This is a genomic window from Aeromonas salmonicida subsp. salmonicida, from assembly GCF_001643305.1.
GTDB lineage: Bacteria > Pseudomonadota > Gammaproteobacteria > Enterobacterales > Aeromonadaceae > Aeromonas > Aeromonas salmonicida.
Window position 1 is genome coordinate 80,199 of the sequence record NZ_LSGW01000049.1, and the last position, 23,568, is coordinate 103,766.

The 23,568-nt window shown below is 57.4% G+C and carries 27 protein-coding genes; 8 read left to right on the plus strand and 19 right to left on the minus strand.

From position 1 onward, the window contains the following. Positions 1-565: 565 nt before the first annotated feature. Both mutH and AXW79_RS07340 read left to right on the plus strand, forming a co-directional pair. Positions 566-1,240 (plus strand): DNA mismatch repair endonuclease MutH, encoded by a 675-nt coding sequence (mutH, locus tag AXW79_RS07335; RefSeq protein ID WP_005313499.1) that lies wholly within the window; start codon positions 566-568, stop codon positions 1,238-1,240. An 83-nt stretch (positions 1,241-1,323) separates the two neighbouring features. Next, positions 1,324-1,647 (plus strand): isoamylase early set domain-containing protein, encoded by a 324-nt coding sequence (locus AXW79_RS07340; protein ID WP_005313501.1) that lies wholly within the window; start codon positions 1,324-1,326, stop codon positions 1,645-1,647. Positions 1,648-1,775: 128 nt separating this feature from the next. Here the strand turns inward: AXW79_RS07340 and rplS are convergent, their stop codons facing one another. The 5 genes from rplS to ffh all read right to left on the minus strand — a co-directional run bounded on the left by rplS (position 1,776) and on the right by ffh (position 5,293). After that, positions 1,776-2,123, minus strand: coding sequence for a 50S ribosomal protein L19 (rplS, locus tag AXW79_RS07345; protein WP_005313505.1), 348 nt, complete (start codon positions 2,121-2,123; stop codon positions 1,776-1,778). 32 nt (positions 2,124-2,155) lie between these two features. Beyond that, entirely contained in the window at positions 2,156-2,905 is a 750-nt protein-coding gene (gene trmD / locus AXW79_RS07350) for a tRNA (guanosine(37)-N1)-methyltransferase TrmD (RefSeq protein ID WP_005313508.1), read from the minus strand. Between the two features lie 34 nt (positions 2,906-2,939). After that, positions 2,940-3,461 carry a ribosome maturation factor RimM gene (gene rimM / locus AXW79_RS07355; RefSeq protein ID WP_005313510.1) on the minus strand — a complete coding sequence of 174 codons (522 nt, stop codon included), beginning with the start codon at positions 3,459-3,461 and terminating at the stop codon, positions 2,940-2,942. A gap of 24 nt (positions 3,462-3,485) precedes the next feature. After that, on the minus strand, positions 3,486-3,734 hold the full coding sequence (rpsP, locus tag AXW79_RS07360) for a 30S ribosomal protein S16 (protein WP_005313512.1): 249 nt from the start codon (positions 3,732-3,734) through the stop codon (positions 3,486-3,488). Between the two features lie 179 nt (positions 3,735-3,913). Continuing rightward, entirely contained in the window at positions 3,914-5,293 is a 1,380-nt protein-coding gene (ffh, locus tag AXW79_RS07365; protein WP_005313515.1) for a signal recognition particle protein, read from the minus strand. Positions 5,294-5,591: 298 nt separating this feature from the next. On the opposite strand from ffh, the gene AXW79_RS07370 reads away from it, so the two are divergent. Both AXW79_RS07370 and AXW79_RS07375 read left to right on the plus strand, forming a co-directional pair. Continuing rightward, positions 5,592-6,383 carry a cytochrome C assembly family protein gene (locus tag AXW79_RS07370; protein WP_011898346.1) on the plus strand — a complete coding sequence of 264 codons (792 nt, stop codon included), beginning with the start codon at positions 5,592-5,594 and terminating at the stop codon, positions 6,381-6,383. 45 nt (positions 6,384-6,428) lie between these two features. Next, positions 6,429-7,709 carry an HlyC/CorC family transporter gene (locus tag AXW79_RS07375; protein WP_005313520.1) on the plus strand — a complete coding sequence of 427 codons (1,281 nt, stop codon included), beginning with the start codon at positions 6,429-6,431 and terminating at the stop codon, positions 7,707-7,709. A 31-nt stretch (positions 7,710-7,740) separates the two neighbouring features. On the opposite strand, the gene AXW79_RS07380 is transcribed toward AXW79_RS07375, so the two are convergent. After that, entirely contained in the window at positions 7,741-8,214 is a 474-nt protein-coding gene (locus tag AXW79_RS07380) for an Rrf2 family transcriptional regulator (protein WP_011898345.1), read from the minus strand. 111 nt (positions 8,215-8,325) lie between these two features. Between AXW79_RS07380 and hmpA the strand changes: the two genes are divergently transcribed. Beyond that, positions 8,326-9,519, plus strand: a complete 1,194-nt coding sequence (gene hmpA / locus AXW79_RS07385; RefSeq protein ID WP_005313528.1) for an NO-inducible flavohemoprotein — start codon at positions 8,326-8,328, stop codon at positions 9,517-9,519. A gap of 96 nt (positions 9,520-9,615) precedes the next feature. Here the strand turns inward: hmpA and AXW79_RS23185 are convergent, their stop codons facing one another. From AXW79_RS23185 to AXW79_RS07415, 7 genes are all read right to left on the minus strand, one after another. Next, positions 9,616-10,206, minus strand: a complete 591-nt coding sequence (locus tag AXW79_RS23185) for a tetratricopeptide repeat protein (protein WP_005313532.1) — start codon at positions 10,204-10,206, stop codon at positions 9,616-9,618. 451 nt (positions 10,207-10,657) lie between these two features. Then, positions 10,658-11,593 carry a malate dehydrogenase gene (gene mdh / locus AXW79_RS07395; RefSeq protein WP_005313534.1) on the minus strand — a complete coding sequence of 312 codons (936 nt, stop codon included), beginning with the start codon at positions 11,591-11,593 and terminating at the stop codon, positions 10,658-10,660. 220 nt (positions 11,594-11,813) lie between these two features. Then, positions 11,814-12,476, minus strand: coding sequence for an arginine ABC transporter permease ArtM (gene artM, locus AXW79_RS07400; RefSeq protein ID WP_005313537.1), 663 nt, complete (start codon positions 12,474-12,476; stop codon positions 11,814-11,816). Between the two features lie 2 nt (positions 12,477-12,478). After that, entirely contained in the window at positions 12,479-12,604 is a 126-nt protein-coding gene (locus AXW79_RS23945; RefSeq protein ID WP_276326307.1) for a hypothetical protein, read from the minus strand. Positions 12,605-12,606: 2 nt separating this feature from the next. After that, a complete protein-coding gene (locus tag AXW79_RS07405) occupies positions 12,607-13,245 on the minus strand; it encodes an ABC transporter permease subunit (RefSeq protein WP_043151121.1) in 639 nt (212 codons plus the stop codon). A 3-nt stretch (positions 13,246-13,248) separates the two neighbouring features. Beyond that, positions 13,249-13,986, minus strand: coding sequence for a transporter substrate-binding domain-containing protein (locus tag AXW79_RS07410; protein WP_005313547.1), 738 nt, complete (start codon positions 13,984-13,986; stop codon positions 13,249-13,251). Between the two features lie 25 nt (positions 13,987-14,011). After that, positions 14,012-14,752, minus strand: a complete 741-nt coding sequence (locus AXW79_RS07415) for an ATP-binding cassette domain-containing protein (RefSeq protein WP_005313549.1) — start codon at positions 14,750-14,752, stop codon at positions 14,012-14,014. 201 nt (positions 14,753-14,953) lie between these two features. On the opposite strand from AXW79_RS07415, the gene argR reads away from it, so the two are divergent. Beyond that, complete coding sequence (argR, locus tag AXW79_RS07420) at positions 14,954-15,424, plus strand: transcriptional regulator ArgR (protein ID WP_005308670.1); 471 nt, start codon at positions 14,954-14,956, stop codon at positions 15,422-15,424. Between the two features lie 103 nt (positions 15,425-15,527). Here argR and AXW79_RS07425 read toward each other — a convergent pair whose 3' ends face one another. The 5 genes from AXW79_RS07425 to glnK all read right to left on the minus strand — a co-directional run bounded on the left by AXW79_RS07425 (position 15,528) and on the right by glnK (position 20,892). Then, positions 15,528-16,433 carry a Dyp-type peroxidase gene (locus AXW79_RS07425; RefSeq protein WP_005313552.1) on the minus strand — a complete coding sequence of 302 codons (906 nt, stop codon included), beginning with the start codon at positions 16,431-16,433 and terminating at the stop codon, positions 15,528-15,530. Positions 16,434-16,521: 88 nt separating this feature from the next. Further along, positions 16,522-17,556 carry an ABC transporter ATP-binding protein gene (locus tag AXW79_RS07430; protein ID WP_042467599.1) on the minus strand — a complete coding sequence of 345 codons (1,035 nt, stop codon included), beginning with the start codon at positions 17,554-17,556 and terminating at the stop codon, positions 16,522-16,524. 73 nt (positions 17,557-17,629) lie between these two features. Further along, positions 17,630-19,255, minus strand: a complete 1,626-nt coding sequence (locus AXW79_RS07435) for an ABC transporter permease (RefSeq protein WP_005313557.1) — start codon at positions 19,253-19,255, stop codon at positions 17,630-17,632. Positions 19,256-19,294: 39 nt separating this feature from the next. Further along, the gene (locus tag AXW79_RS07440; RefSeq protein WP_005313559.1) at positions 19,295-20,302 is read right to left on the minus strand and encodes a Fe(3+) ABC transporter substrate-binding protein; all 1,008 of its coding nucleotides are present in this window, start codon (positions 20,300-20,302) and stop codon (positions 19,295-19,297) included. A gap of 251 nt (positions 20,303-20,553) precedes the next feature. Continuing rightward, entirely contained in the window at positions 20,554-20,892 is a 339-nt protein-coding gene (gene glnK / locus AXW79_RS07445) for a P-II family nitrogen regulator (RefSeq protein ID WP_005313561.1), read from the minus strand. Between the two features lie 201 nt (positions 20,893-21,093). Here glnK and arfB point away from each other — a divergent pair, with 201 nt between their 5' ends. Together arfB and AXW79_RS07455 are read left to right on the plus strand one after the other, a co-directional pair. After that, complete coding sequence (arfB, locus tag AXW79_RS07450) at positions 21,094-21,510, plus strand: alternative ribosome rescue aminoacyl-tRNA hydrolase ArfB (protein WP_005313563.1); 417 nt, start codon at positions 21,094-21,096, stop codon at positions 21,508-21,510. A gap of 43 nt (positions 21,511-21,553) precedes the next feature. Further along, entirely contained in the window at positions 21,554-22,048 is a 495-nt protein-coding gene (locus tag AXW79_RS07455; RefSeq protein WP_005313565.1) for a methylated-DNA--[protein]-cysteine S-methyltransferase, read from the plus strand. A gap of 321 nt (positions 22,049-22,369) precedes the next feature. Here AXW79_RS07455 and AXW79_RS07460 read toward each other — a convergent pair whose 3' ends face one another. Further along, positions 22,370-23,566 (minus strand): NupC/NupG family nucleoside CNT transporter, encoded by a 1,197-nt coding sequence (locus tag AXW79_RS07460; protein WP_005313567.1) that lies wholly within the window; start codon positions 23,564-23,566, stop codon positions 22,370-22,372. Positions 23,567-23,568 lie beyond the last annotated feature (2 nt).

A 23,568-nucleotide genomic window follows, 5' to 3' on the forward strand; every position in this document is an offset into this window, starting at 1 on the left:
AGCCTGTTAGCAAGCGGGTATATACAGTAGTTTTGGTTATCTACTCTAAATTAAGCATCAGCATACAGCATGGTGATAAAAACAAAATATGTATTTAAATACATAGTGTTAAATGAACAATGCTGGATCAAGATCCATGTCTTTCCCCGCCGGAGATCCGGGATCCCGATTGTGAACAAGTTCAACTGTTCAAAGATCCACCACGGCCAATTTATCCACAGGAGTGGCACACTATCTGCCCTGCCATCGCAGCAAAAATCGGTGCAGTTTCACATTTTTTTGTAACAACACCCTGACTATTACCACTTTACGGCAGTTATCCAAGATTTCTGTGGATAACTGTGTGCAACAGCATGAGCAAACCCTTGGACAACTATTTCAACTCGGGATCCTGTGCCGGGAAGATCTGCGCTATAAAGACAAACTCTTTAAAAATCATTATGATAAGTCCTCACCTACAAAACGTCCCCCCCTGTGCAGCCCCCTGCCAGGAACGGTTATAAAAACAGCGATCCTCATCAAGGATCAGACTTGCTAAAATAATTCCCCTTTGCAGGAGTCATTCATGCCCACCAATCCCCAGTCAGAACAGGAACTGCTGGCCCGTGCCGACGCCATGGCTGGCTTCTCGCTGGCACAGCTGGCCAGCGATGCAGGCATTGCTGTCCCTCGCGATTTGAGGCGGGACAAGGGCTGGGTCGGTCAACTTATCGAGTGGCAACTAGGGGCCAGCGCAGGCAGCAAGCCGGAGCAGGACTTCCCCGAGCTCGGCATCGAGCTCAAGACGATCCCCATCGATCCTTATGGCAAGCCGCTGGAAACCACCTTCGTTTGCGTAGCACCACTGATCGGCGTCAGCGGTCAGCGCTGGGAAGAGTCGAATGTGCGCAACAAGCTCTCGCGAGTACTCTGGATCCCGGTGGAGGGTAGCCGTGATATCCCCGTAGGAGAGCGCCGGATCGGCATGCCGCTGATGTGGAGCCCGAGTGAAGAGGAAGATAAATTGCTGCGCCAGGACTGGGAAGAGTTGATGGACATGATAGTGCTGGGAGAGGTCGAGCAGATAAGTGCTCGCCATGGTCAGGTGATGCAGTTACGCCCCAAGGCAGCCAACAACAAGGCGCTGACCCGTGCCATCGGCCGCAATGGTCAGCCAATTTTGACACTGCCACGAGGCTTTTACCTCAAGATAGGGTTCACTCATGGCCTGCTGCAACGACACTTTGCCCTGCCCCTTTGATCTCCGTTATAAACATCCTTGCCATAAAGTGATATAAAAATAGACAGTAGCTATTTCTTCGCAATCAATGACAAGGAGGCGTCATGCCGATCAACAAGCAATTTCTCAAGTCCCGCCCCGAGGTCAAGGTGACCTTCGCGGTGGAAAAAGAGGCTGCAGGTGAAGCTGAGCAGGTATTGCTGCTGGGAGAGTTCAGCCAGTGGCAACCCATAGAGCTCAAACGGATGAAGAGCGGGGAGTTCAGGACCACTCTCAACCTGCCCACCGATGGCCCCAGCCATTTCGAATACTGCTACCAGCTGGTGAAACCGAACGGAGAGACGCTCTACGACAACGACTGGGAGGCGGACGACTATGTGCCAGGCCCCTTCGGACGGGACAACTCTGTGGTACGGGTCAATCAGTAAGCTGCGGTCAGAACGCTGGCGTACGGTCAGGATCCTGAACAGCGGACACAAAAAAGGCTCGCCATTGGCGAGCCTTTTCACTACCTGTCGAGCTATTTGCCGACATATCGACACCAATTCGAATCGAATTAGTTGAGCTTCTCTTTGATACGAGCAGCTTTACCGGACAGGTTGCGCAGGTAGTACAGTTTGGCGCGGCGAACATCACCACGACGCTTCAGTTCTACACTGTGGATCAGCGGAGAGTGAGTCTGGAATACACGCTCAACACCTTCGCCGTTGGAGATCTTGCGAACGGTGAAAGCAGAGTGCAGACCGCGGTTACGCTTGGCAATAACGATGCCTTCGAAAGCCTGCAGACGCTCTTTGCCACCTTCTTTAACACGAACTTGAACACGTACGGTGTCGCCCTGGGCAAATGCCGGGATGTCGGTACGCAGTTGCTCTTGTTCAAGCTGCTGAATAATCTTGCTCATTGTCTTTCCTTACCTAGGATAAACTGAAAACTCTACTTAACGCTGTCACGCACTTCGCGGACATACTCGGCAAGAAGTGATTCTTGCTCGTCAGTCAGAGCTAGGTTGTTAATAAGTTCCGGCCTTCTTTGCCAGGTTCGTCCGAGCGACTGTTTGAGACGCCAGCGTCGAATCACTTCGTGATTGCCGCTTGTCAGCGCCTCGGGCACCGCCAATCCATCCAACAACTCCGGCCGAGTGTAGTGGGGATGATCCAGCAAGCCATCCGTGAAGGAGTCTTGCTCGGCACTGGCCTGATCACCCAAAACCCCAGGAACCAGACGCGAAACCGCATCGATCAGGGTCATGGCAGGCAACTCGCCACCACTTAACACGTAATCCCCGATAGACCACTCTTCGTCGACCTCGGTTTGTATCACGCGTTCATCGATACCTTCGTATCGACCGGCTACCAGAATCAGTTTCTGATTCGTCGCCAACTCGGTTACGCCCGCTTGAGTCAGCTTGCGTCCCTGAGGAGAGAGATAGATGACTTTCGCCCCGTCTCCCGCCGCTTGCTTGGCTGCATGAATCGCGTCACGCAGCGGCTGAACCATCATCAACATGCCGGGCCCACCACCATAAGGACGATCATCGACCGTACGGTGTTTGTCGTGGGTAAACTCCCGGGGGTTCCAGCACTCAATCTGCAGCAGGCCACTCTTGACGGCCCGACCCGTTACCCCGTGCTCGGTAATGGCTCGGAACATTTCCGGGAAGAGGCTAATCACCCCAATCCACATAAGAAACCTCCGGCACTCGTGTTACCGCGGGAAACTAGAAACCAGGATCCCAATCAACTTCGATTGTTCGAGCAGTCAGATCAATATGCTTGATCACCTGCTCTTCCAGGAACGGAATCAACCGCTCCTTCGCGCCAAAGGCATCTTTTACATTGGCCTCAACCACCAACACATCGTTGGAGCCGGTTTCCATCAATTCGGTCACCTTGCCCAGGTCGTATCCCTTGGTGGTCGATACCGAGCAACCAATCAGGTCACGCCAGTAAAACTCACCTTCAGGCAACGCAGGCAACAGATCAGCGGGTACGCCAATCTCGACATTGGTCAATGCCAGGGCATCTTCACGCAGATCGATACCATCGATCTTGCAAATCAGACCCTTGTTGTGACGTTTCCAGGCCGAAACCTTGAGTTCACGCCACACCCCGTTCTGATTGATCATCCAGGGGTTGTAATCGAAAATCGCTTCGGCAACATCGGTGAAGGAGTTCACTTTAAGCCAGCCCTTGATGCCATAAACGGTACCCAGAGTGCCCAGAACTACAGGTTTTTCCACCTTAACTCCTTACCGTTGGGCTGATTAAGCAGCTTTGGTAGCGTCTTTGATCAGCTTGGCAACGCGGTCAGAAACAGCGGCACCAGTAGCAACCCAATGCTCGATACGAGCCAGGTCCAGATTCAGCGTTTCAGCAGAACCAGAAGCGACCGGGTTGAAGAAACCAACGCGCTCGATGAAGCGACCGTCACGGGCGCAACGGCTGTCAGAAACTACTACCTGGTAAAACGGACGCTTTTTCGCGCCACCACGTTGTAAACGAATGGTTACCATATCGTCCTCATAAACATCTAATGAACAAGGCCTGCAAATACGCAGACCCTAGCTTAAAATAAGCCGCGTAATTCTACTTGGATTCGTAATAATTGCAACCAAGCCAGCTATTTTTTGCGCAAGGGTTGGCATGAAAAAGGCTCACCTCGGTGAGCCTTTCTGCCTGACAAGCAGGAAAATCAGAACGGACCGCGACCACCGCCACCAAATCCGGGCGGCAGCATGTTCTTCATCTGCCCCATCATCTTGCGCATGCCGCCCTTGCCGGACATCTTTTTCATCATGCGCTGCATTTCGGTGAACTGCTTGAGCAGCTTGTTCACATCCTGCACCTGCATGCCGGAGCCCGCAGCAATGCGGCGCTTGCGGGAACCCTTGATGAGATCAGGATGGGCACGCTCCTTGGGCGTCATGGAGCTGATGATGGCCTCCATCCGCACTGTGAGCTTGTCATCCATCTGATCTTTCACGTTATCCGGCAGGCCGGACATGCCCGGCAGCTTGTCGAGCATGCCCATCATGCCGCCCATGTTGCGCATCTGGGCCAACTGTTCACGGAAGTCTTCCAGATCGAAGCCTTTGCCACTCTTGACCTTGTTGGCCAGTTTGGCTGCCTTCTCCTTGTCGACCGTGCGCTCCACTTCCTCGATAAGCGACAGCACATCGCCCATGCCGAGGATGCGGGAAGCGAGGCGATCCGGATGGAATGGCTCCAACGCGTCTGTTTTCTCACCCATACCGATGAACTTGACCGGCTTGCCGGTGATATGGCGCACGGAAAGGGCGGCACCACCACGGGCATCACCGTCGGCCTTGGTGAGGATAACGCCGGTGAGCGGCAGCGCCTCGTTGAACGCCTTGGCAGTGTTGGCGGCATCCTGACCCGTCATGGCATCCACCACGAACAGGGTCTCGACCGGCTTGATGGTGGCGTGAAGATGGATGATCTCGTCCATCATGTCGCTGTCGACGTGCAGACGGCCGGCGGTATCCACGATCACAACGTCATAGAACTTCTTGCGCGCCTGATCGATGGCTGCGGTGGCGATATCGACCGGTTTCTGGCTGGCATCACTCGGGAAGAAGTCGACGCCGACATCGCTTGCCAGGGTTTCCAGCTGCTTGATCGCCGCAGGGCGATAGACGTCGGCACTGACGACCAGCACCTTCTTCTTGCTTCGCTCTTTGAGCAACTTGGCCAGTTTACCAACCGTAGTGGTCTTACCGGCACCCTGCAAACCCGCCATCAGTATGATGACAGGCGGCTGGGCAGCCAGGTTGAGCTGTTCATTGGCCTCCCCCATCACAGAGACCAGCTCGCCGTGCACTATCTTGATGAAGGCCTGGCCCGGGCTCAGGGACTTGGCCACTTCCTGGCCCACGGCACGTTCTTTCACGCGGGCAACGAAGTCACGCACTACCGGCAGGGCGACGTCCGCCTCGAGCAGCGCCATGCGCACTTCGCGCAAGGTATCCTTGATGTTCTCTTCGGTCAGCCGGCCACGGCCACTGACATTGCGCAAGGTGCGCGAGAGTCGTTCAGTCAAATTCTCAAACATGACGCATTCCGGTTCTTGGCGTAACAACTGGGGGGATTATACCCCAGTCAGCCCTGTGAGGACGATTATTCACCGCTCGTGGCGGTCATCAGCCAGCTAACGGGCAAGCTTAACAAATGGGGGCATTATAATACCTCAGCCAGCGTGAGGTAGCGCTGGAGGACAATTATTCACCGCGCAAAGCGGTAGCCTGCTGCCTATATATGGGCAGATCGGCGGTAGCACAACTGGCGAGCATATCTTGTGCAAGGTATACTGCCACTCCTGTTCCAATCGCTTGTTCAACAACGACCTGGTTATGATCGTGATCTCTATTCTGGCCCTGGCATTCTATCTGCTCGCCATCGTCGCCTCGCTGCACCTGCTGCTCAATGCCAAACAAGTCGGGCAAGCGCCCCTGTTTGCTTGCATAGGACTGGCTCTGGTCGCCCATGGCGCGTCTGTGGCCAGCGAAGTGCTGGTGACCCATTCCGGCCAGAATCTCAGCATGCTCAACGTCGCGTCTCTGGTCAGCCTCATCATCAGTTGCTTCATGACGTGCGTCACCCGTCGCTTCAACGGCTGGATCCTGCTGCCCGTGGTCTACAGTTTTTCAGCCCTGCTGCTGGCCGCCAGTGCCCTGATACCGGGTCGCTATATCACCCATCTGGAAGCGCATCCCCAGTTGCTGCTGCATATAGGTCTCGCGCTGATGGCCTATTCGGTGCTGATGATCGCCTGCCTGTTTGCACTGCAACTCGCCTGTCTGGACCGTCAGTTGAAATCCCGCAAGATCAGCCAGCTACCGTCAATGCCTCCCTTGATGACGGTAGAGAAACGGCTGTTCCAGCTGATTTCGGCGGGCCTGTTTCTGCTGACACTTTCCATCGCCTCCGGTCTGTTCTTTCTGGAGGACATGTTCGCGCAGGGTAAATCCCACAAGGCAATCCTCTCGATCCTTGCCTGGTGCGTCTATGTATTGCTGTTATGGGGTCACCATACTCGTGGCTGGCGTGGTCGCAGGGTCATTACCCTGAGTCTTGTCGGCAGTGTCATCCTGACACTGGCCTATTTCGGCAGCCGCTTCGTCAAAGAAGTGCTGCTGAGCTGATACCCATCTTTTTTACTCATTATCTAGCCCCAACAGGAGCCCTTTTTGGACAGTATCTCAACGAGTACATTACTGATTGTCCTCGTTATCTTGATCCTTCTATCCGCCTTCTTCTCCAGCTCCGAAACTGGCCTGATGTCCATCAACCGCTACAAGCTGCGTCATCTGGCACAGACCAAACACAAAGCCGCACGCCGTGTCGAACAGCTGCTCGCCCGACCTGATCGTCTACTGGGCCTGATCCTGATCGGCAACAACCTGGTCAACATCTTCGCCTCGGCGATCGCCACCATTGTCTGTATCCGGCTGTTTGGCGATCTGGGTGTTGCCATTGCCACCTTTGGCCTGACCCTGGTCGTGCTGGTGTTTGGCGAAGTCACCCCCAAGACCCTGGCGGCCATGTTTCCTGAACGAGTGGCCTATCCAGCCTCCTGGATCCTCAAGGGATTGATGGTGCCTCTCTATCCCTTTGTCTGGCTGATCAACGGCATCACCAGCGGCCTGCTCAAGCTGCTGCGAGTCACTCCCAACAAGAATGACGCTCTCAATACCGAAGAGCTGCGCACCATAGTCAACGAGGCAGGAAGTCTCATCCCCCAGCGCCACCAGGAGATGCTGCTCAGTATCCTGGACCTGGACAAGATGACGGTGGAGCACATCATGGTGCCACGCAGCGAGATCTACGCCATCGACATCAACGATGACTGGAAGAGCATACTGCGCCAGCTGGCCCACGGTGCCCACACCAAAATATTGCTCTATCGCGACAACATCGATGACGTGGTGGGCTTTCTGCACGCCCGCGATGCGCAGCGGCTGATGGCCAGGGATCAGTTCAACAAGTCGAGCCTGCTGCGGGAAGTGGACGAGATCTACTTCATCCCGGAAGGGACGCCGCTCAATGTGCAGCTGGCCAAGTTCCAGCGCAACAAGGAGCGGATCGGCCTCATTGTGGATGAGTACGGTGACATTCAAGGGCTGATCACCCTGGACGACATCCTGGAAGAGATAGTGGGTGATTTCACCACCACTATTACTCCCACCCCCAGCGACGAGATCCATCCTCAGCCGGACGGTTCTTTCCTGGTGGAAGGCTCGGCCAGCATCCGCGAACTGAACAAGGAGATGAACTGGCAACTGCCCATCGACGGGCCGAGAACCCTCAATGGCGCAATTCTGGAATATCTGGAGGAGATCCCCCAGCCCAACATCAGCCTGCGGCTGGCTGGCTATCCCATCGAGATCATGGAAGTAGAGAACAACATGGTGAAGATGGCGCGGATCATGCCAGACTTATACCGCAACGTATCGGGTTTCGAAGATTGAAAAAAGGCTGCCGATGGCAGCCTTTTTTATCTCACTCATTCTCGTCGTCGAGCTCTGGTTCCAGCACCAGGGTCGGGATCAGCTCACCGAACACCTTCTGCAGCTCGTCGCGATTGGCCAGCAGGTCTTGCAGCGTGTAGCTGTCCATCACCGCTAGGAAGGCGTTCATCGCCTCCTTCAGGGCACTTTTCAGCAGACAGACAGAGACGATATGGCAAACGGGCGAGTTGCAGTCGATGCCGTCCAGGTTGCCCTCCAGCGCACGGATCACCTGGCCAATATTGACTGTCTCTGGCGTGCAAGCCATGCGGATCCCGCCATTCTTGCCCCGCTGTGACTGCAGATAACCCAGCTTCACCAGCTGATTCACCACCTTCACCATGTGGTTGCGAGAGACGTCATACAAGGCGGAAACCTTGGCCACGCTCGACAATTCCCCCTGTGGCAAGGTCGCCAGATAGAGCAGGGCTCTCAATCCAAAATCGGTATAGCTAGTTAGTCTCATAGGGCCTGTGTCGCATCACGCGGAAAATTGATTATTGATCCAGATCAAATAAACATCTAGGATGCAGCTTATTAAGTGACATTTTAAATGTTTAATTAGAAAGGACCCCTTATGTTAGATCAAGCCACCATCGCCGTCATCAAAAGCACCATACCTTTGCTCGAATCGGCGGGCCCTGCACTCACCCAGCACTTCTATCAGCGCATGTTCAGTCACAACCCCGAGCTGAAGGATATTTTCAACCTGGCTCACCAGCGCAGCGGCGGCCAACCGCTGGCCCTGTTCAACGCAGTGGCGGCTTATGCCAAGAACATCGACAACCTGGGGGCCCTGGCAGGTGCAGTAGAACGTATCGCCCACAAACACACGGGCTTCATGATCCAGCCGGAACAATATCACATTGTAGGTAGTCATCTCTTGGCCACGCTCAAAGAATTGGGCGGAAGTGAAGTCACCGACGAAGTGCTGGATGCCTGGGGCAAGGCTTATGGGGTACTGGCCAGTATTTTCATCGGCCGGGAGAGCGAGATCTATCAGGAGAAGGCGAGCGAGATCGGTGGCTGGCAAGGCCCCCGCCCCTTCATCATCAAAGAGAAGCGGGTCGAGAGCGAGCTCATCACTTCCTTCATGCTGGCGCCGATCGATAGCAAACCCGTGCTGCATTTCAAGCCGGGCCAGTACCTCAGCATCCAGCTCAACCACCCGGAACTGGAATATCAGGAGATCCGTCAGTACTCCCTCTCCGATGCACCCAATGGTCGCGATTACCGGATCAGCGTCAAGCGCGAGCCGCAGGGTCAGGTTTCCAACCTGCTGCATGACCATCTGCAAGTCGGTGACAAGGTGGATCTGATGCCGCCAACCGGTGATTTCTTCCTGCAAGCCAGCGCCAGCACCCCAGTGGTGCTGCTCTCAGCCGGCGTGGGCCTCACCCCCATGCTGAGCATGCTCAACCAACTGCTGAGCACGGGCCATGATGCCGATGTCTGCTGGCTGCACGCTTGTGAACGGGGTTCGCTGCATGCCTTCAAGGAGGATATCCAGCGCAAACGCCAACAGCATCAGAAGCTGCAGAGCCGGGTCTGGTATCGGGAGCCAAGTGATCAGGATCAGCAAGGGAAGGACTATGACTTCAGCGGTATCATGAACTTGAGTGAGGTATCCGAGTTGCTGGTACCGCAGGCCCACTACTACTTCTGCGGCCCGCTCGGCTTCATGCGGGGGATCAAGACACAACTCGGCGCGGCGGGTATCCCGACCGAACAGTTGCACTACGAAGTTTTTGGCCCCCACCAGGATCTTTAATCGGGGTTGCACCATATAAAGCAGTGAGGACCCGGCCTGTCATGGCACGGCGGCCGGATCCGGACCCACAGGTGAAAACCTGTGGGTCATTTTTATTTAACGCATCGCCTTGGCACGGGCAATGGCGTTGGCAGGCATGCGGTTGCCCAGTCGATTCAGCAGGCTGGTCGCCTTCTGATGCAAGGCCTTGTCACCAATGACAGTGCTGTGCAGCCAGTGATACGCCTCTTCATAATCCAGCGGGCTGCCCAGCCCCTGCAGCAACATCTCGACCCACTCTACCTGTGCCCGTTGAAACCCCAGGCTGGCCGCTTCACGCATCAGGGTTTCGGCCTTGAGCAGATCTTTTTGCACCAGGGTGCCCTTCCAGTAATAACGGCCAAGCTGTTCCAGCGCAGGTGCCAACCCCTGATTGGCTGCCTCCCACATGAATTTGACCCCGAGCTCCGCATTGGGCTTGATGCACACTCCCCAAGCCAGCATGTCTCCCCACAGGAACTGATAGGCAGGCACCTTCATTACCTCGGCCCGCACCTCGATATCCTGGGTGAGCTGGCATCTGTCCTGTTTTACCTGCTGTAAATGACGCCCCTGTTCAATCCAGTTGAGCAGCTCGTCCTGACGATAGAGGGGCACAGCCTGCAGGTTGCCGCTGTCATCTACACCGCTCGTCGGCGTGCTGGTCATGGGTTGACTGGTTGGAGAAAGTCCGCCATCCGACGCTGTGGCAGTCGCAGCTGGCTGCGCCATTGAAGGAGCGACTGGCAGTGGTGCTGCTGGCCCGGCTGCAGAGACCTCAGGCTGATATGACGCGACCGGTCCGGCGGCGGAAACCGCAGGCTGAGACACAGCCACCGGCTCGGCAGCGGAAACCGCAGGCGGGGATGCGATCGCTGACTCTGCCACGGAAACTGCACTGCTTGCCGTAGGTGCGGCGGCGGATACCTGTGGCTCCGCGCCCTGTGCCTGGGTCGTCAGCAAACAAGCAAGGCCAAAAAGGGTAAGGGGTTTCATCATAAGGTTCTCCTGCTGCTCTCTGTTATCGGCAGCCAGGCCCATCCCCTTAGCCCGTCACCGTCAGCACCCTGCAGCAATGACAAAGGGGAGCCGAAGCTCCCCTTGTTGTCAGCCATGCGGCTTACTTGACGAACTCGACACCCAGCTGGATATCGGCTTTCAGAGTGGCCAGCATGCCCTCCATCGCCTCTTGCTCGAAGGCACTCAGCTTGCCGTAGTCCAGTACGGTTTCGACGCCATTCTTGCCCAGCAAGATGGGCTGTGCGAAGAAGGTAGCGTGCTTGCCATCCCCTTCCACATAAGCGCACTCGATGACGTTGGCTTCGCCCTGCAGACCCTTGATGAGCGACAGCCCAAAACGGCAGGCAGCCTGACCCATGGAGAGGGTGGCAGAACCACCACCGGCCTTGGCTTCAACCACTTCGGTGCCGGCGTTCTGGATACGCTTGGTCATGGCTGCCACTTCTTCTGCAGAGAAGGAAGCCCCTTCGATCTGGGACAGCAGCGGCAGTATGGTCACGCCACTGTGGCCACCGATCACGTTGACACGCACCTTGTCGACATTCAAACCCTTGGCATCGGCCACGAAGGTCTCGGCGCGGATCACATCCAGGGTGGTGACGCCAAACAGGCGACGCTTGTCGTAGACACCGGCTTTTTTCAGCACTTCAGCCGCGATGGCGACCGTGGTGTTGACCGGGTTGGTGATGATGCCGATCAGCGCTTTCGGGCAGGAGGCGGCACATTTTTCGACCAGATTCTTGACGATACCGGGGTTGATATTGAATAGATCGGAACGATCCATGCCGGGCTTGCGCGCCACACCGGCGGAGATCAGCACCACATCGGCGCCGACCAGAGCCGGGCTCGGATCTTCACCGCAGAAACCTTTTACTTTCACGTCAGTCGGGATATGGCTCAGATCGACCGCCACACCCGGAGTGACCGGGGCTATGTCATACAGGCTCAGTTCGGAACCAGCAGGAAGGCGATTTTTCAACAGCAGAGCGAGGGCTTGGCCGATGCCACCGGCGGCACCCAGAACGGCAACTTTCATGATCAACTCCATGTTTAAGCGTAGGTTTAAGGTTGTTTCTTGTTGTGGGCCCAACCTTAATGGATCCCCCCATAAAAAACAATCTGATAACAGTTGCAATCACGGGTTCTGTGAGCCAATAAACAGGCGGCGCATAAAAATGGGGGGAAATGCAAAAATCAGAGGAGAAGCACAGATTTCCCGCATTTACACCTACCACAAAGAGGTAGATCTACCGTGCTCAGGCCTGGAATGCCAGGGCTCGCCGTTCACACCAGCGAAACCCAATTGTTAACAATCCGTTCATGGTCAGGTAAAGCGCACCGGCCACAGTAAACACAGCCAGGGTGTCATAGGTCTGGGCGTTGAGGCGCTGGGCCAGGCCCATCACATCCATGATGGTGATGGTGCTGGCGAGTGAACTCCCCTTGAGCACCAGGATCACCTCGTTGGAATAGGCAGGCACCAGTCGCCGCGCAGCATGGCGCACCTTCATCCACAGGGTCTGTCCAGCCGAAAAGCCGAGCGCGCGGCACGCCTCCACCTCACCGGACGGAATGGCATCGAGCGCCCCCTTGAACAAGCGGGTTGAATAGGCCGCGGTGTTGAAACCAAGGGCCAGCACGGCGCAGAACCAGGGCTGCTTGAGCAGAGGCCAGAGCGGCCCGGATTTGAGCCACTCAAACTGTCCCGGCCCGTAGTAGATGAGGAAGATCTGGATCAGCAGCGGCGTGCCGGTGAAGATCAGTACCCACAGCTGTACCAGCTGGGTCGCCACCGGAATGCGCTGCTCCAGCACCCATGTCATGGCAGCCGCCATCAGTACGCCGAGCAGCAGACTGAGAGCAGTTAATTGCAAGGTGATCGCCAGACCACCAAGCAGAGTCATGAAATAGTCCTGCATGGTCAACCTCCGTAGCCGCGGGTATAGCGGGCTGTCTGCTTAAACCCGAATTCACTCAGCTGACTGAAGACGGTCGGTTGCAGGGTGATCACTAATCCCCCCAGCAGAGTCGTGAAATAGTCCTGCATGGTCAACCTCCGTAGCGGCGGGTATAGCGGGCAGCCTGCTTGAGTCCGAATTCACTCACCAAGCTGATGGCAAGATAGATGAGGGCCGCGGCGGCATACCAGGTAAAGGGTTCATAGGTGCTGGCCGAGGCCATCTGGGCCTGACGCATCATCTCGTTCACCCCTAGCGCAGTATCCTTGAGCAACACCAGCCACTGATTGCCGAGGCCCGGCAGGGCATGACGCCAGGCTTGGGGCAACACGATGCGAAAGAAGATATGCCCCTTGCCAAGACCGAGCGCCAGCGCCGCCAACCGCTGTCCGGCGGGCACCGCATTGAGTGCCGCCCGCAGAGTCTGGGTGGCATAGCTGGCAAACAGCAGAGAGAGCGCCAGCACGCCACAGGCGAACGGGCTGAACTCCACATACTCGCCTGTGATGAGAAACAGCACCTGGGTCGAGCCGAAGTAGATGAACAGCACCACCAACAGCTCGGGCAAGCCACGGATCAAGGTGGTCAGTGTAGCCACAGGCCACACCAGCCAAGGCTGTTTACTCAGCTCGGCGGCGCTCAATCCCAGCGCCAATACCATGCCACCGACCAGTGATGCCAAGACCAGCCCGAGGGTCATCCAGGCTGCATCCAACAACAGGCTCAACATGGCTTACTGCGCGAAGTATTTGTCGAAGATTTTCTGATAGGTGCCGTTGGCCTTGATTTCGGCCAGCCCCTTGTTCAGCTGGGTCAGCAGCTCCAGGTTACCCTTGGCCACTGCGATGCCAAAGCCGGTACCGAAGTACTTGGCATCGGTTACAGGCGCACCGATCACGACGTACTCCTTGTGCTGCTTGAGCCAGTCGGCCGCCACGGCAGTATCGGCAAACACACCATCGGTACGGCCATTCATCATGTCGAGGAAGGCACTCTGGTAGCTGGCATAGGGCACTGTCAGCAAGCCTTTGCTGATCCAGTTATCCACCAGATAGGACTGATGGGAGGAACCATTCTGCACGCCGACCGTCTTGTCGACCAAGTCTTCCGGCCCCTTGAAGGTCCCTTTCTTGGCCACGAACACGGCTGAGTTCTCGTAATAGATGTCGGAGAAGTCGACCTGGGCTGCCCGCTCCGGGGTCACATCCATGGCTGCGATGGCAGCGTCATAACGACGGAACTTGAGGCTGGGGATCAGGCTGTCGAAGGCCTGGTTGTGGAAGCTGCACTCCAGCTTGACCTGGGTACAGATGGCACGGGCCAGGTCGATGTCAAAGCCCTGAAACTCGTTTTTGTCGTCCAGGTATTCGAACGGTGCATAAGTCGCCTCGGTGGCGAACTTGATCTCTTTGGCCAGCACTGAGGTGCTCAGCAAACCCATGGCAGCAACCAGCAACAGACTCTTTTTCATGACAGCTTCCTTATCGATTTGAATATCAATGCATCAAGAATTCGGCAAACCGGCTGGTTTGCGGGGATTGGAAAATAGCGGCGGTGCCGGACTCGATGATCCGCCCCTTTTCCAGATAAATCACCTGACTGGCCACCTTGCGGGCAAACTCCACCTCGTGGGTCACCACCACCTGGGTAATACCTGTCTGGCCCAGATTGCGGATGATCTCGGCCACCTCTTTAGTGATCTCGGGATCGAGTGCAGCCGTCGGCTCGTCAAACAGCAGCACTTGCGGATCCATCATCAGGGTACGGGCAATGGCCACCCGTTGCTGTTGACCACCCGAGAGGCGGGCAGGCCAGGCATCACGCTTGTCGGCCAGTTGCAACTGGGTCAACAGGTAGGCGCCCTTCTCGATAGCCGCGGCCTTGCTCATGCCGAGCAACTTGACGGGTGCCTCTATGAGGTTCTCCATCACGGTCAGATGTGGCCAGAGATTGTACTGCTGGAACACCATGCCCACCTTGCGACGCAGTGCCTGCGCCTGGCGGTTGAATTCGGCAGCAGACAGGCCGGACGGGAAAGAAAATTCACTTTCACCGATGCGCAATACGCCGGCATCCGGCGTGTCCAGCAAGTTCATCATGCGTAGCAGCGAGCTCTTGCCAGCACCGCTCGGGCCCAGCAGCACCAAGGTTTCACCGGGCTCAGTCCGAAAGCTGACATCTTGCAGTACCGGCACCTTGTGCCAGGATTTTGCGATACCGATTAGTTCAATACCCATACAGCCCAATTGAATAAGTTTTCAAAATTTCGTCCCGATTTTAGCCCCAACATGGGGGGATGCAAGCTAATTTTGAATCAATATGCAGAACAACCGCCGCTTCCTTGCAAAAATAGGCACATGAATGCAAAATGGGCACGCTGTTCATATCTGCCGCCTGAGCGTGACAGGCAGCCACACCTCCTCATTCGTGAGTCCAAGATGAAACACAACGACAAGCAAGAAAAACTGGCCAAGGCCTTTAAAGCCTTGCTGAAAGAAGAACGATTTGGCTCCCAGGCAGAGATAGTGACTGCCCTGCAAGAGATGGGCTTCGAAAACATCAACCAGTCCAAGGTATCGCGCATGCTGAGCCGCTTCGGCGCCGTTCGCACCCGCAATGCCAAGATGGAGATGGTTTACTGCCTGCCGGTGGAACTGGGTGTACCCACCACTTCCAGCCCGCTCAAGAACCTGGTACTCGACGTCGACCACAACGGCGCTCTGGTCGTGATCCACACCAGCCCGGGTGCAGCCCAGCTGATCGCCCGCCTGCTCGACTCACTCGGCAAGGCAGAAGGGATCCTCGGCACTATCGCCGGTGATGACACCATCTTCATCACTCCGACCAGCGACACCGATATCGAAGAGCTCTATCTCTCCGCCCTCGAGCTGTTCGAACAGACCCCTTAATGTCAGCCAATGCGCAGGCCAACGCCTATTAGCGGTACCGCCAGAACGCAAAATCCCGGCCAAGGCCGGGATTTTTGTTTTCTGCGCACAGGTAAATGCTGACTTATTGACCCTGTGCCACCAGAAAATCTTCCGAGGGGGCAAAGAAGGCCGCACCAGTCACTGCCGTGGTGAAGCGCAGCAGGTGATCGAAATGGCCGCCCTCCCCCTTGTACATGCTGGCCATCATGGCATTGAAGTGCAACGGCGTGCGGCAGCAGGAGATGAAATAGAGTCCCTGCTCCGTCATGGTTCCCCAGGGCATGCTCTGACGCAGTATCTCCATGGATTCACCCTTGGGCGTCTTGAGGTTGACCCGCTTGATATGGGAGGTCAGCGGCTTGTCGGCCGACTCGTATTCGATGTTGTCGCGCTTGGTGCGGCCAATGATATCTTCCTGTTCCTTCAGGGCGAGCTTCTCCCAGTCGCTCATGGCATGTACCCAACGCTGCACATGGACATAGGAGCCACCGGCAAACTCGCCACCCTCAAGCAAGGCCACCTCAGCGCGGTGTTCATCTTGCGGGTTCTCGGTGCCGTCGACGAAGCCGGTCAGGTCCCGGCAATCCAGATTGCGGAAACCACGCACCTCTTCCACCAGCGCCACCAGTCCGGCCAGCAGCGCCATCACCCTTTGACCGGCGTGATGCAAAACATCGACCCGATCGGCACGCAATTGCACGAAGAGGTCGAACGGCGTATTTGGCGCCTGCTGACCGTTGGCTGATTGCGTCATAAAGCCGCGAAACTGGGGCGGACGGGCCACAGGGTAGAGGTCATCCCAGGCATCGGCGCCGACGGCAACCAGGCCGGTGAAACCGGCATCGGGGAAATCGGCGGCAACCGCTTCCCACAGGGCAGGCACGCTGGCCAGACGGGCAACCAGTGCGGTCGCCTCTCCTGTGCGATTGAACATCAGATAGAGGGCGTGCAGATTCGGCTCTGCGCAGATCCCGGCTTGGGCTTTCATTTGTCTCTCCCCTGTATAGGCATTAGCGTGGCGCGATTATAAACCAGAGTGAATTCAATTCATTGATTTCATAACGATATCAAGTTGTTCACTGCACTGGTTCAAACAACACCAACCCATGGGGCGCGACCTTGACCCGAGCGCGATCCCCGCCGAGTGGCTCACCTATGCTAGCCTCCAGTCGCTGACCGCCACACTCGAACAACACCCGACAGTGATGACCGAGAAACTGCTGCTCCAGCACAGTCAGTTCGCCGTCCACGACGGCCTCCAGCAACAGTTGCTGGGGTCTGAGCATCAGTTGCAGCAGCTCGCCCAGGTTGCGACCATGAGGCTCACTGCCACAGATAACCCCGAGCGCCGTCTGCACACAGTGACTGTCCACCACCTCGGCGGCCAGATAGTTCACCCCGCCCAAAAACTCGGCAACGAAGCGGTTCTGCGGGCGGCGATAAAGCTGCTCCGGCTGTCCTACCTGCTCGATATGACCAGCCCGAAACAGAGCCAGCCGGTCGGCGAAGGCAAACGCCTCCTCCTTGCTGTGGCTGACGAAGATGGCGCCGATCCCCTGCTGCTTGAGCAGGGTGCGGATCTCGAGGATCAGCTTCATCCGCACCTGGGTATCTATGTTCGAGAAGGGCTCATCCAGCAACATCAACTTCGGCTTGCACACCAGTGCGCGAGCGATGGCAACCCTTTGCTGCTGCCCGCCAGAGAGTTGATGGGGATAGCGATCTCCCAGCCCCTGCAGCTTGACCAGCGTCAGCGCCTCCTCCACCTGCTGCTGACGGGCGGGGCGATCAAGGCGAGTCAGCCCGAAACCGACGTTGTCGGCCACCGTCAGATGGGGGAAGAGGGCATAATCCTGGAAGATCATGCCGATGTTGCGCGCCTCGGGTGGCACGCTGACGCCCGGCCCATCCAGCAGGGTAGCACCGAGGCGGATCTCCCCTTCGGCCAGCGGCAACAGGCCTGCAATGGCCTTGAGCAGCGTGGTTTTACCGCAGCCACTGGCCCCCAGCAGACAGACAATCTCGTTGTCGGCCACCGACAGAGACAGCTGTTCCAGCACATTGCGACCGTTATAACGGCAACTGACGTTCTCAACCTGCAAGCAAGACACGGCTGACTTCCTCATATTCTTTTGATTCAGACCGACCTGCGCCGGACAACAATTCAGGGAGTGATCTGCAGACTCAGTGCCCCTGACTATCCAGGCTGCGGTTGACCCAGATAAGCGGCAACAGCCCTACCAGCACGATAACGATGGCCCCCAGGGCGCCGCGCTCCAGCATCTCGTCCGAGACAAATTGATAGACGTGGGTCGCCAGGGTATCGAAGTTGAACGGCCGCAGCAGCAGGGCGGCGGGCAGCTCCTTCATGGATTCGATGAATACCAGCATGGCACCGGCAAACAGACCCCGTCGCACCAGCGGCAGATGAACCCGCCGCAGCATACCGCCATCTCCCTGTCCCAGGGAACGGGCCGCCATGTCGAGGCTGGGGGAGATCTTGCCCATGCTGCTCTCCACCGAACCGATGGCAATGGCCACGAAGCGCACCAGATAGCCGAATACGATGGCAGTGAGGGTACCGGTCAGCAGCAAGCCAGGCCCCTGCCCCCCAAGCCACTCGGCCAGATCATTGATACCAAAATCGAGGGCTGTCAGCGGCACCAGCACGCCGATGGCGAGCACGGTACCCGGCATGGCGTATCCCATGGCGGCAATGCGCAGGGGCAGCAGGCTCTTGACGCCACCATCAAGGCGGCGGAAGAAACCGAGCAGCAGGGCGATGGCCATGGCCAACAGGGCGGTCAGCGCCGAGATGAGCAGACTGTTGCCGGCGAAGCGGACAAACTCCGGCGTCCAGGAGAGTTCGAAATAGCGCACGCCGTAATCGAGCAGGATGACAAATGGCAGGCCGAAACCGGCCAGCACCAGTCCCCAGCACCAGAGTCCGGCCAGAATGCGACTCATCCCCTTGAGTGGATAACGCAGCGGCTGCTCATGACCCATGGATTTCTGAAACACCTGCTGACGCTGGCGGGAGCGGCGCTCCAGCGCGATGAGCAGCACCACGGCCAGCAGCATCATGCAGGAGAGCTTGGCAGCGGTGGCCAGGCTGCCATAGCCGAGCCAGGTATCATAAACCGCCGTGGTCAGGGTGTTGATGGCGAAGAAGTGGACAGTGGCAAAGTCGGCCAGGGTCTCCATCGCTACCAGGGAAACCGCCACCATGATGGCGGGGCGTGCCAACGGCAAACTGAGGCGGCGAAAGCTCTGCCAGGGGGTGCAGCCGAGCAAGCGGCTGGAGTGAATGAGGCTGACCGACTGCTCCAAGAACGAGGCGCGGGCCAGCAGATAGACGTAGGGAAAGAGCACCAGCGCCAGTACCCAGGCGGCGCCCCCCAGGGATCGAATGGCCGGGAACCAGTAATCCGCCGGTCTGCTCCACTCAAACAGGGTGCGCAGCCCCGCCTGCAGCGGCCCCGAGTAGTCAAGCAGGTCGGTGTAGACGTAGGCAACGATGTAGGAGGGCATGGCCATGGGCAGCATCAGCGCCCACTGCATGGCACGGTGCCCCGGTACCTGACACATGGCTACCAGCCAGGCGGTAGGTACGCCGAACAACAGGCTGAGCAGCACTACGCCCACCACCAGTCCCAGCGTATTGGCCAGATAATCGAGCAGCACAGTATCGGCGAGGTGGCGAAACAGGTCTCCGTCTGCCGAGAAGGCTGAGAAGATAAGGGCGAGTACCGGCAAACCCAGCAGGAGGGCGGTGGCCCAACTGCTGACAATCCATCCACAATTTTTCATGAGACCACAGAAGTGGATGGGGCCCTTGGCCCCATCTGATTACAAGTCGAATTTTACTTCATCCAGCAACTGCAAGGCATCCTTGCGGTGCTTGGCGTACTCGCTGACCGGCATGGGATCAGACTTGAAACTGCCCCAGGACTTGACCATGGCGGAAGGCTCGACCCCGACCTTGACCGGGTACTCGGCATTCACGTCCGCATACATGTGCTGTGCAGTATCGCCAGCCAGGAACTCCATCAGCTTCTGGGCGGCTTCCTTGTTCTTGGCATGCTTGGTCATGGCCACGCCGCTCACGTTGACGTGGGCGCCACGGTCAGCCTGGTTCGGGAAGTTGATGTAGACCGCATCAGCCCAGGACTTCTGAGCCGGATCTTTCAACATGGCACCCAGGTAGTAGCTGTTGCCGAGGGACAGATCGCAGATGCCATCCTTGATCGCCTTGACCTGATCCCTGTCGTTGCCTTGCGGCTTGCGCGCCAGGTTGGCCTTGACCCCTTCCAGCCAGGTTTTTGCATCCGCCATGCCGTGATGGGCGATCATGGAGGAGACCAGCGCCACATTGTACTCATGCTTGCCGCTACGGGTACAAATTTTCCCTTTGAATTCAGGCTTTACCAGATCTTCGTAGCGGATGGTGTCGAGTTTGCCGAGGCGTTCCTTGCTCGAATAGATGGCACGCACCCGGGTGGTCAGGGCAAACCAGCGATTCTCCGGGTCACGATAGATGGAAGGGATATTCTCCTGCAGTATCTTGCTGTCTACCGGCTGCACCAGCCCCTTGTCCACCAGATCGGTCAGACGGCTGATGTCTACGGTCAGCATCAGGTCAGCCGGAGAGAGCTTGCCTTCCCGCTCCAGACGCTCGTTCAGCCCCTCTTTGGCGAACACCACGTTGACCTTGATGCCCGATTCCTTCTCGAACTGCTGGATGATGGGCTTGATCAGTTCATCCTGACGGTTGGAGTAGACATTCACCTCTCCTGCCGCCAACGCCCCCTGAGCAGCCAGGGTAGAAAAAGCCAGTGCCAGCATCTTCATTTTCATCATCCATTCCTTGAGTTGCTATATCGAGTGATAACCATTGCTGTTTGTATTTTGCATTGGCCTCGCCAACCGGATCAAGAAAACATCGAGTGCGGGATCACATATTTAAACGCCGTGCAAACAAAAGGGCCGGATAGAATCCTATCCAGCCCCACCATGGAGTCAATCAACGACTACCTATCGGCAACCCGTCCGGTCTGGCAATCCGAAACAGGGTTACCCATGCTCAAGCCGCCAGGGCACCCGAGCGATCAGAGCGCCTCGTCATCGCTTTCACCGGTACGAATGCGCACCGCCTGCAACAAATCGTAGACAAAAATCTTGCCATCGCCGATCTTGCCAGTGTACGCCGCCTTGCAGATCGCCTCTATGACCCCTTCGACGTTGTCATCGGCCGTCGCAATTTCCAGCTTCACTTTGGGTAAGAAGTCGACCTGGTACTCGGCTCCCCGGTATAATTCGGTGTGCCCTTTCTGGCGGCCAAACCCCTTGACCTCGGACACTGTCAGTCCTTCGACTCCCAGACTGGCGACGGCTTCACGCACATCGTCCAACTTGAAGGGTTTGATAATCGCAGTAATCAGCTTCATCTGGTTGCTCCCAATCCATGGTATGTGGTGAATTGGGTATCAATTCTTGTGCCAAGTCTTTTTATTGTTTAATTTCAAAAAGATAGCATTTATGCCCTGGATGAATCCCCCCCGGCATCACCAAGGGAGCACATCTCGCCCCATAATGAGGCACCAAGCTGAACCAGCCTCTCCCTATGCACCAAACAAGAGCACAGCAGTATGCTAGTCATCTCCAACAGCGTCACCCTCCCCTGGCATGAGCTGCAGTTTCAGGCCATGCGGGCCCAAGGGGCCGGCGGCCAGCACGTCAACAAGACTGACTCCGCCGTCTGGTTGCGCTTTGATTACCGCAGCTCTCCCAGTCTGCCCCCGCTCTACAAAGAGGGGCTCGACAAGCTGAGCGACAGCCGGGTACACGATGGTTTTATCCAGATCCGCGTCGAGACCCATCGCAGCCAGGACATGAACCGAAAAGAGGCCATGAGCCGCCTGGTGGAGCTGCTCAAGAAAGCCGCCTGGCGCCCCAAGGCCCGTCATGCCACCAAGCCGACCCGCAGCTCCCAGCGCAAGCGGATCGACGCCAAGAAGCGCAAGGGCGACATCAAGTCGGCCCGCGGCAAACCCGTGCTGGAGTGATACTGCCAGCCTTACGACTTGCCCACGCCAAGGATGAGAGAAGATGAGATACAGTTTTTGCGACAGCGCCCACGGCCCCCTGCTCATCGCCATCGATCAGGATGGCCTGCGCCACGTGGAGTTCATGCAGGGAGAGCGCCCCATAATGCCAACCCAGCAGTGGCGTCAGGATGATCTGGCTCTGGCCCCTTACGTCGAGCAGTTCGCCGCCTATTTCGCCGGCCGTCTGCAACGCTTCGATCTGCCGCTCGCCGCCAAGGGAACCCCCTTCCAGCAGTCGGTGTGGCGCGCTCTGTGCGACATTCCCTATGGCAAGACCGTCAGCTATCTCGAAATAGCCCAGTCCATCGGCAACCACAAGGCGGTGCGAGCCGTGGGTGCCGCCAATGGCCGCAATCCTCTCAGCATCATAGTGCCCTGTCACAGGGTGATAGGGCGCAGCGGCGAGCTGACCGGTTATGCCGGCGGCATCCCCATCAAGCGCTGGTTGCTGGCGCTGGAACAACAGAACGCCAGTTCGTTCGAGTTGACCCCTTGATAGTGGCTCCATCCCTGTAAAACACTCACTTCAGCCATTGGCACAACAGAGATCAGGATTGTTCGATTGGAGCCGTTTTGCGTTTATAAAAATGAACATAGTATGAAGAATCGCCTCAGAAGGGCTTCAGACAGGGTCAGGCATCATGGCTTCACACTTGGATGGCATGGCTCATCCCTCATTCAAGTGGCACCCATGTGACGCTTCCAATCTGTCTTTTTCCCCGCGCCTCCTCTGAGGCGCTTTTTTTTGTCTGAAAAACAGCCACAAAAAAGCCCGCCGAAGCGGGCTCTGACCGGAAGGTGCAAGCTTCGAGGTCAATCAGAGGGCGAGGAACAGCCCCGCCAGCGAGGCGCTCATCAGGTTCGCCAGCACACCCGCCAGTATGGCGCGCATGCCGTAACGGGCGATGAAGGATTTGCGCTCCGGCACCATGGCGCCCAGGCCACCGATGAGGATCGCCATGGAGGAGATGTTGGCGAAACCGCACAGGGCGAAGGTGACTATGGCCTTGCTCGATTCGTTCAGGGTCTGATCCTGCACCAGGGCGATGAAAGCGACGAATTCGTTGATGACTATCTTGGTCCCGATCAGGGCGCCAGCCGCCTGGGCCTGATCCCAGGGCACGCCGATCAGCCAGGAGACGGGGGCGAACAGCAAGCCCAGTATGATCTGGAAGCTCAGCTCCAGTCCCACCAGATCACCGGCCCAGCCGAGCAGGCCGTTGAGCATGGCGATCACCCCGACGAAAGCCAGCAGAGTCGCGCCGACCGCGACCGCTATGTTGAGGCCTGCCATGGCGCCATCGGCCGCCGCTTCGATGACATTGGTCGCACGGGGGATCTCCACGTCCTGATGGTGATCCACCTCGCCGATTCCGGGCGGCACCAGGATCTTGGCCATGGCCAGACCGGCAGGTGCCGACATGAAGGCCGCCGCTATCAGGTACTTGAGCTCAACCCCGATACTGGCGTAGCCCACCAGGGTGCCGCCAGCCACGGAGGCGAGACCGCAGCTCATCACGGCGAAGAACTGGGAGTCGGACATCTTGGAGAGGTAGGGCTTGACCACCAGCGGCGCTTCCACCATGCCGACGAAGATGTTGGCGGTGGCGGAGAGGCTCTCGGCACGGCCGGTACCCAGCAGCTTCTGCAGACCGCCGCCCAGCAGGGCGATAACCCGCGGCATCAGGCCTATGTGATAGAGGATCGCGATCACCGCAGAGAAGAAGATGATGACCGGCAGCACGTTGAACGCAAAGATGAAGCCCAGCTTGAACTTGGCCAGATCCCCGAACAGGAAGGCGATCCCCTCCTGACCGTAACCGATCACGCTGCTGACGCTCTCGCTGACCCCGTTCAGCACGTGCTGACCGGCAGGCAGCCAGAGCACCAGACCGGCAAAAAGGACTTGCAGGCAGAGGGCGAGACCCACTGTTCGCAAAGGGATACGACGACGATTATCAGAGCAGAGTACGGCCAGGGCCAGGATACTCAGTATGCCGAGCAGGGCAATCATAG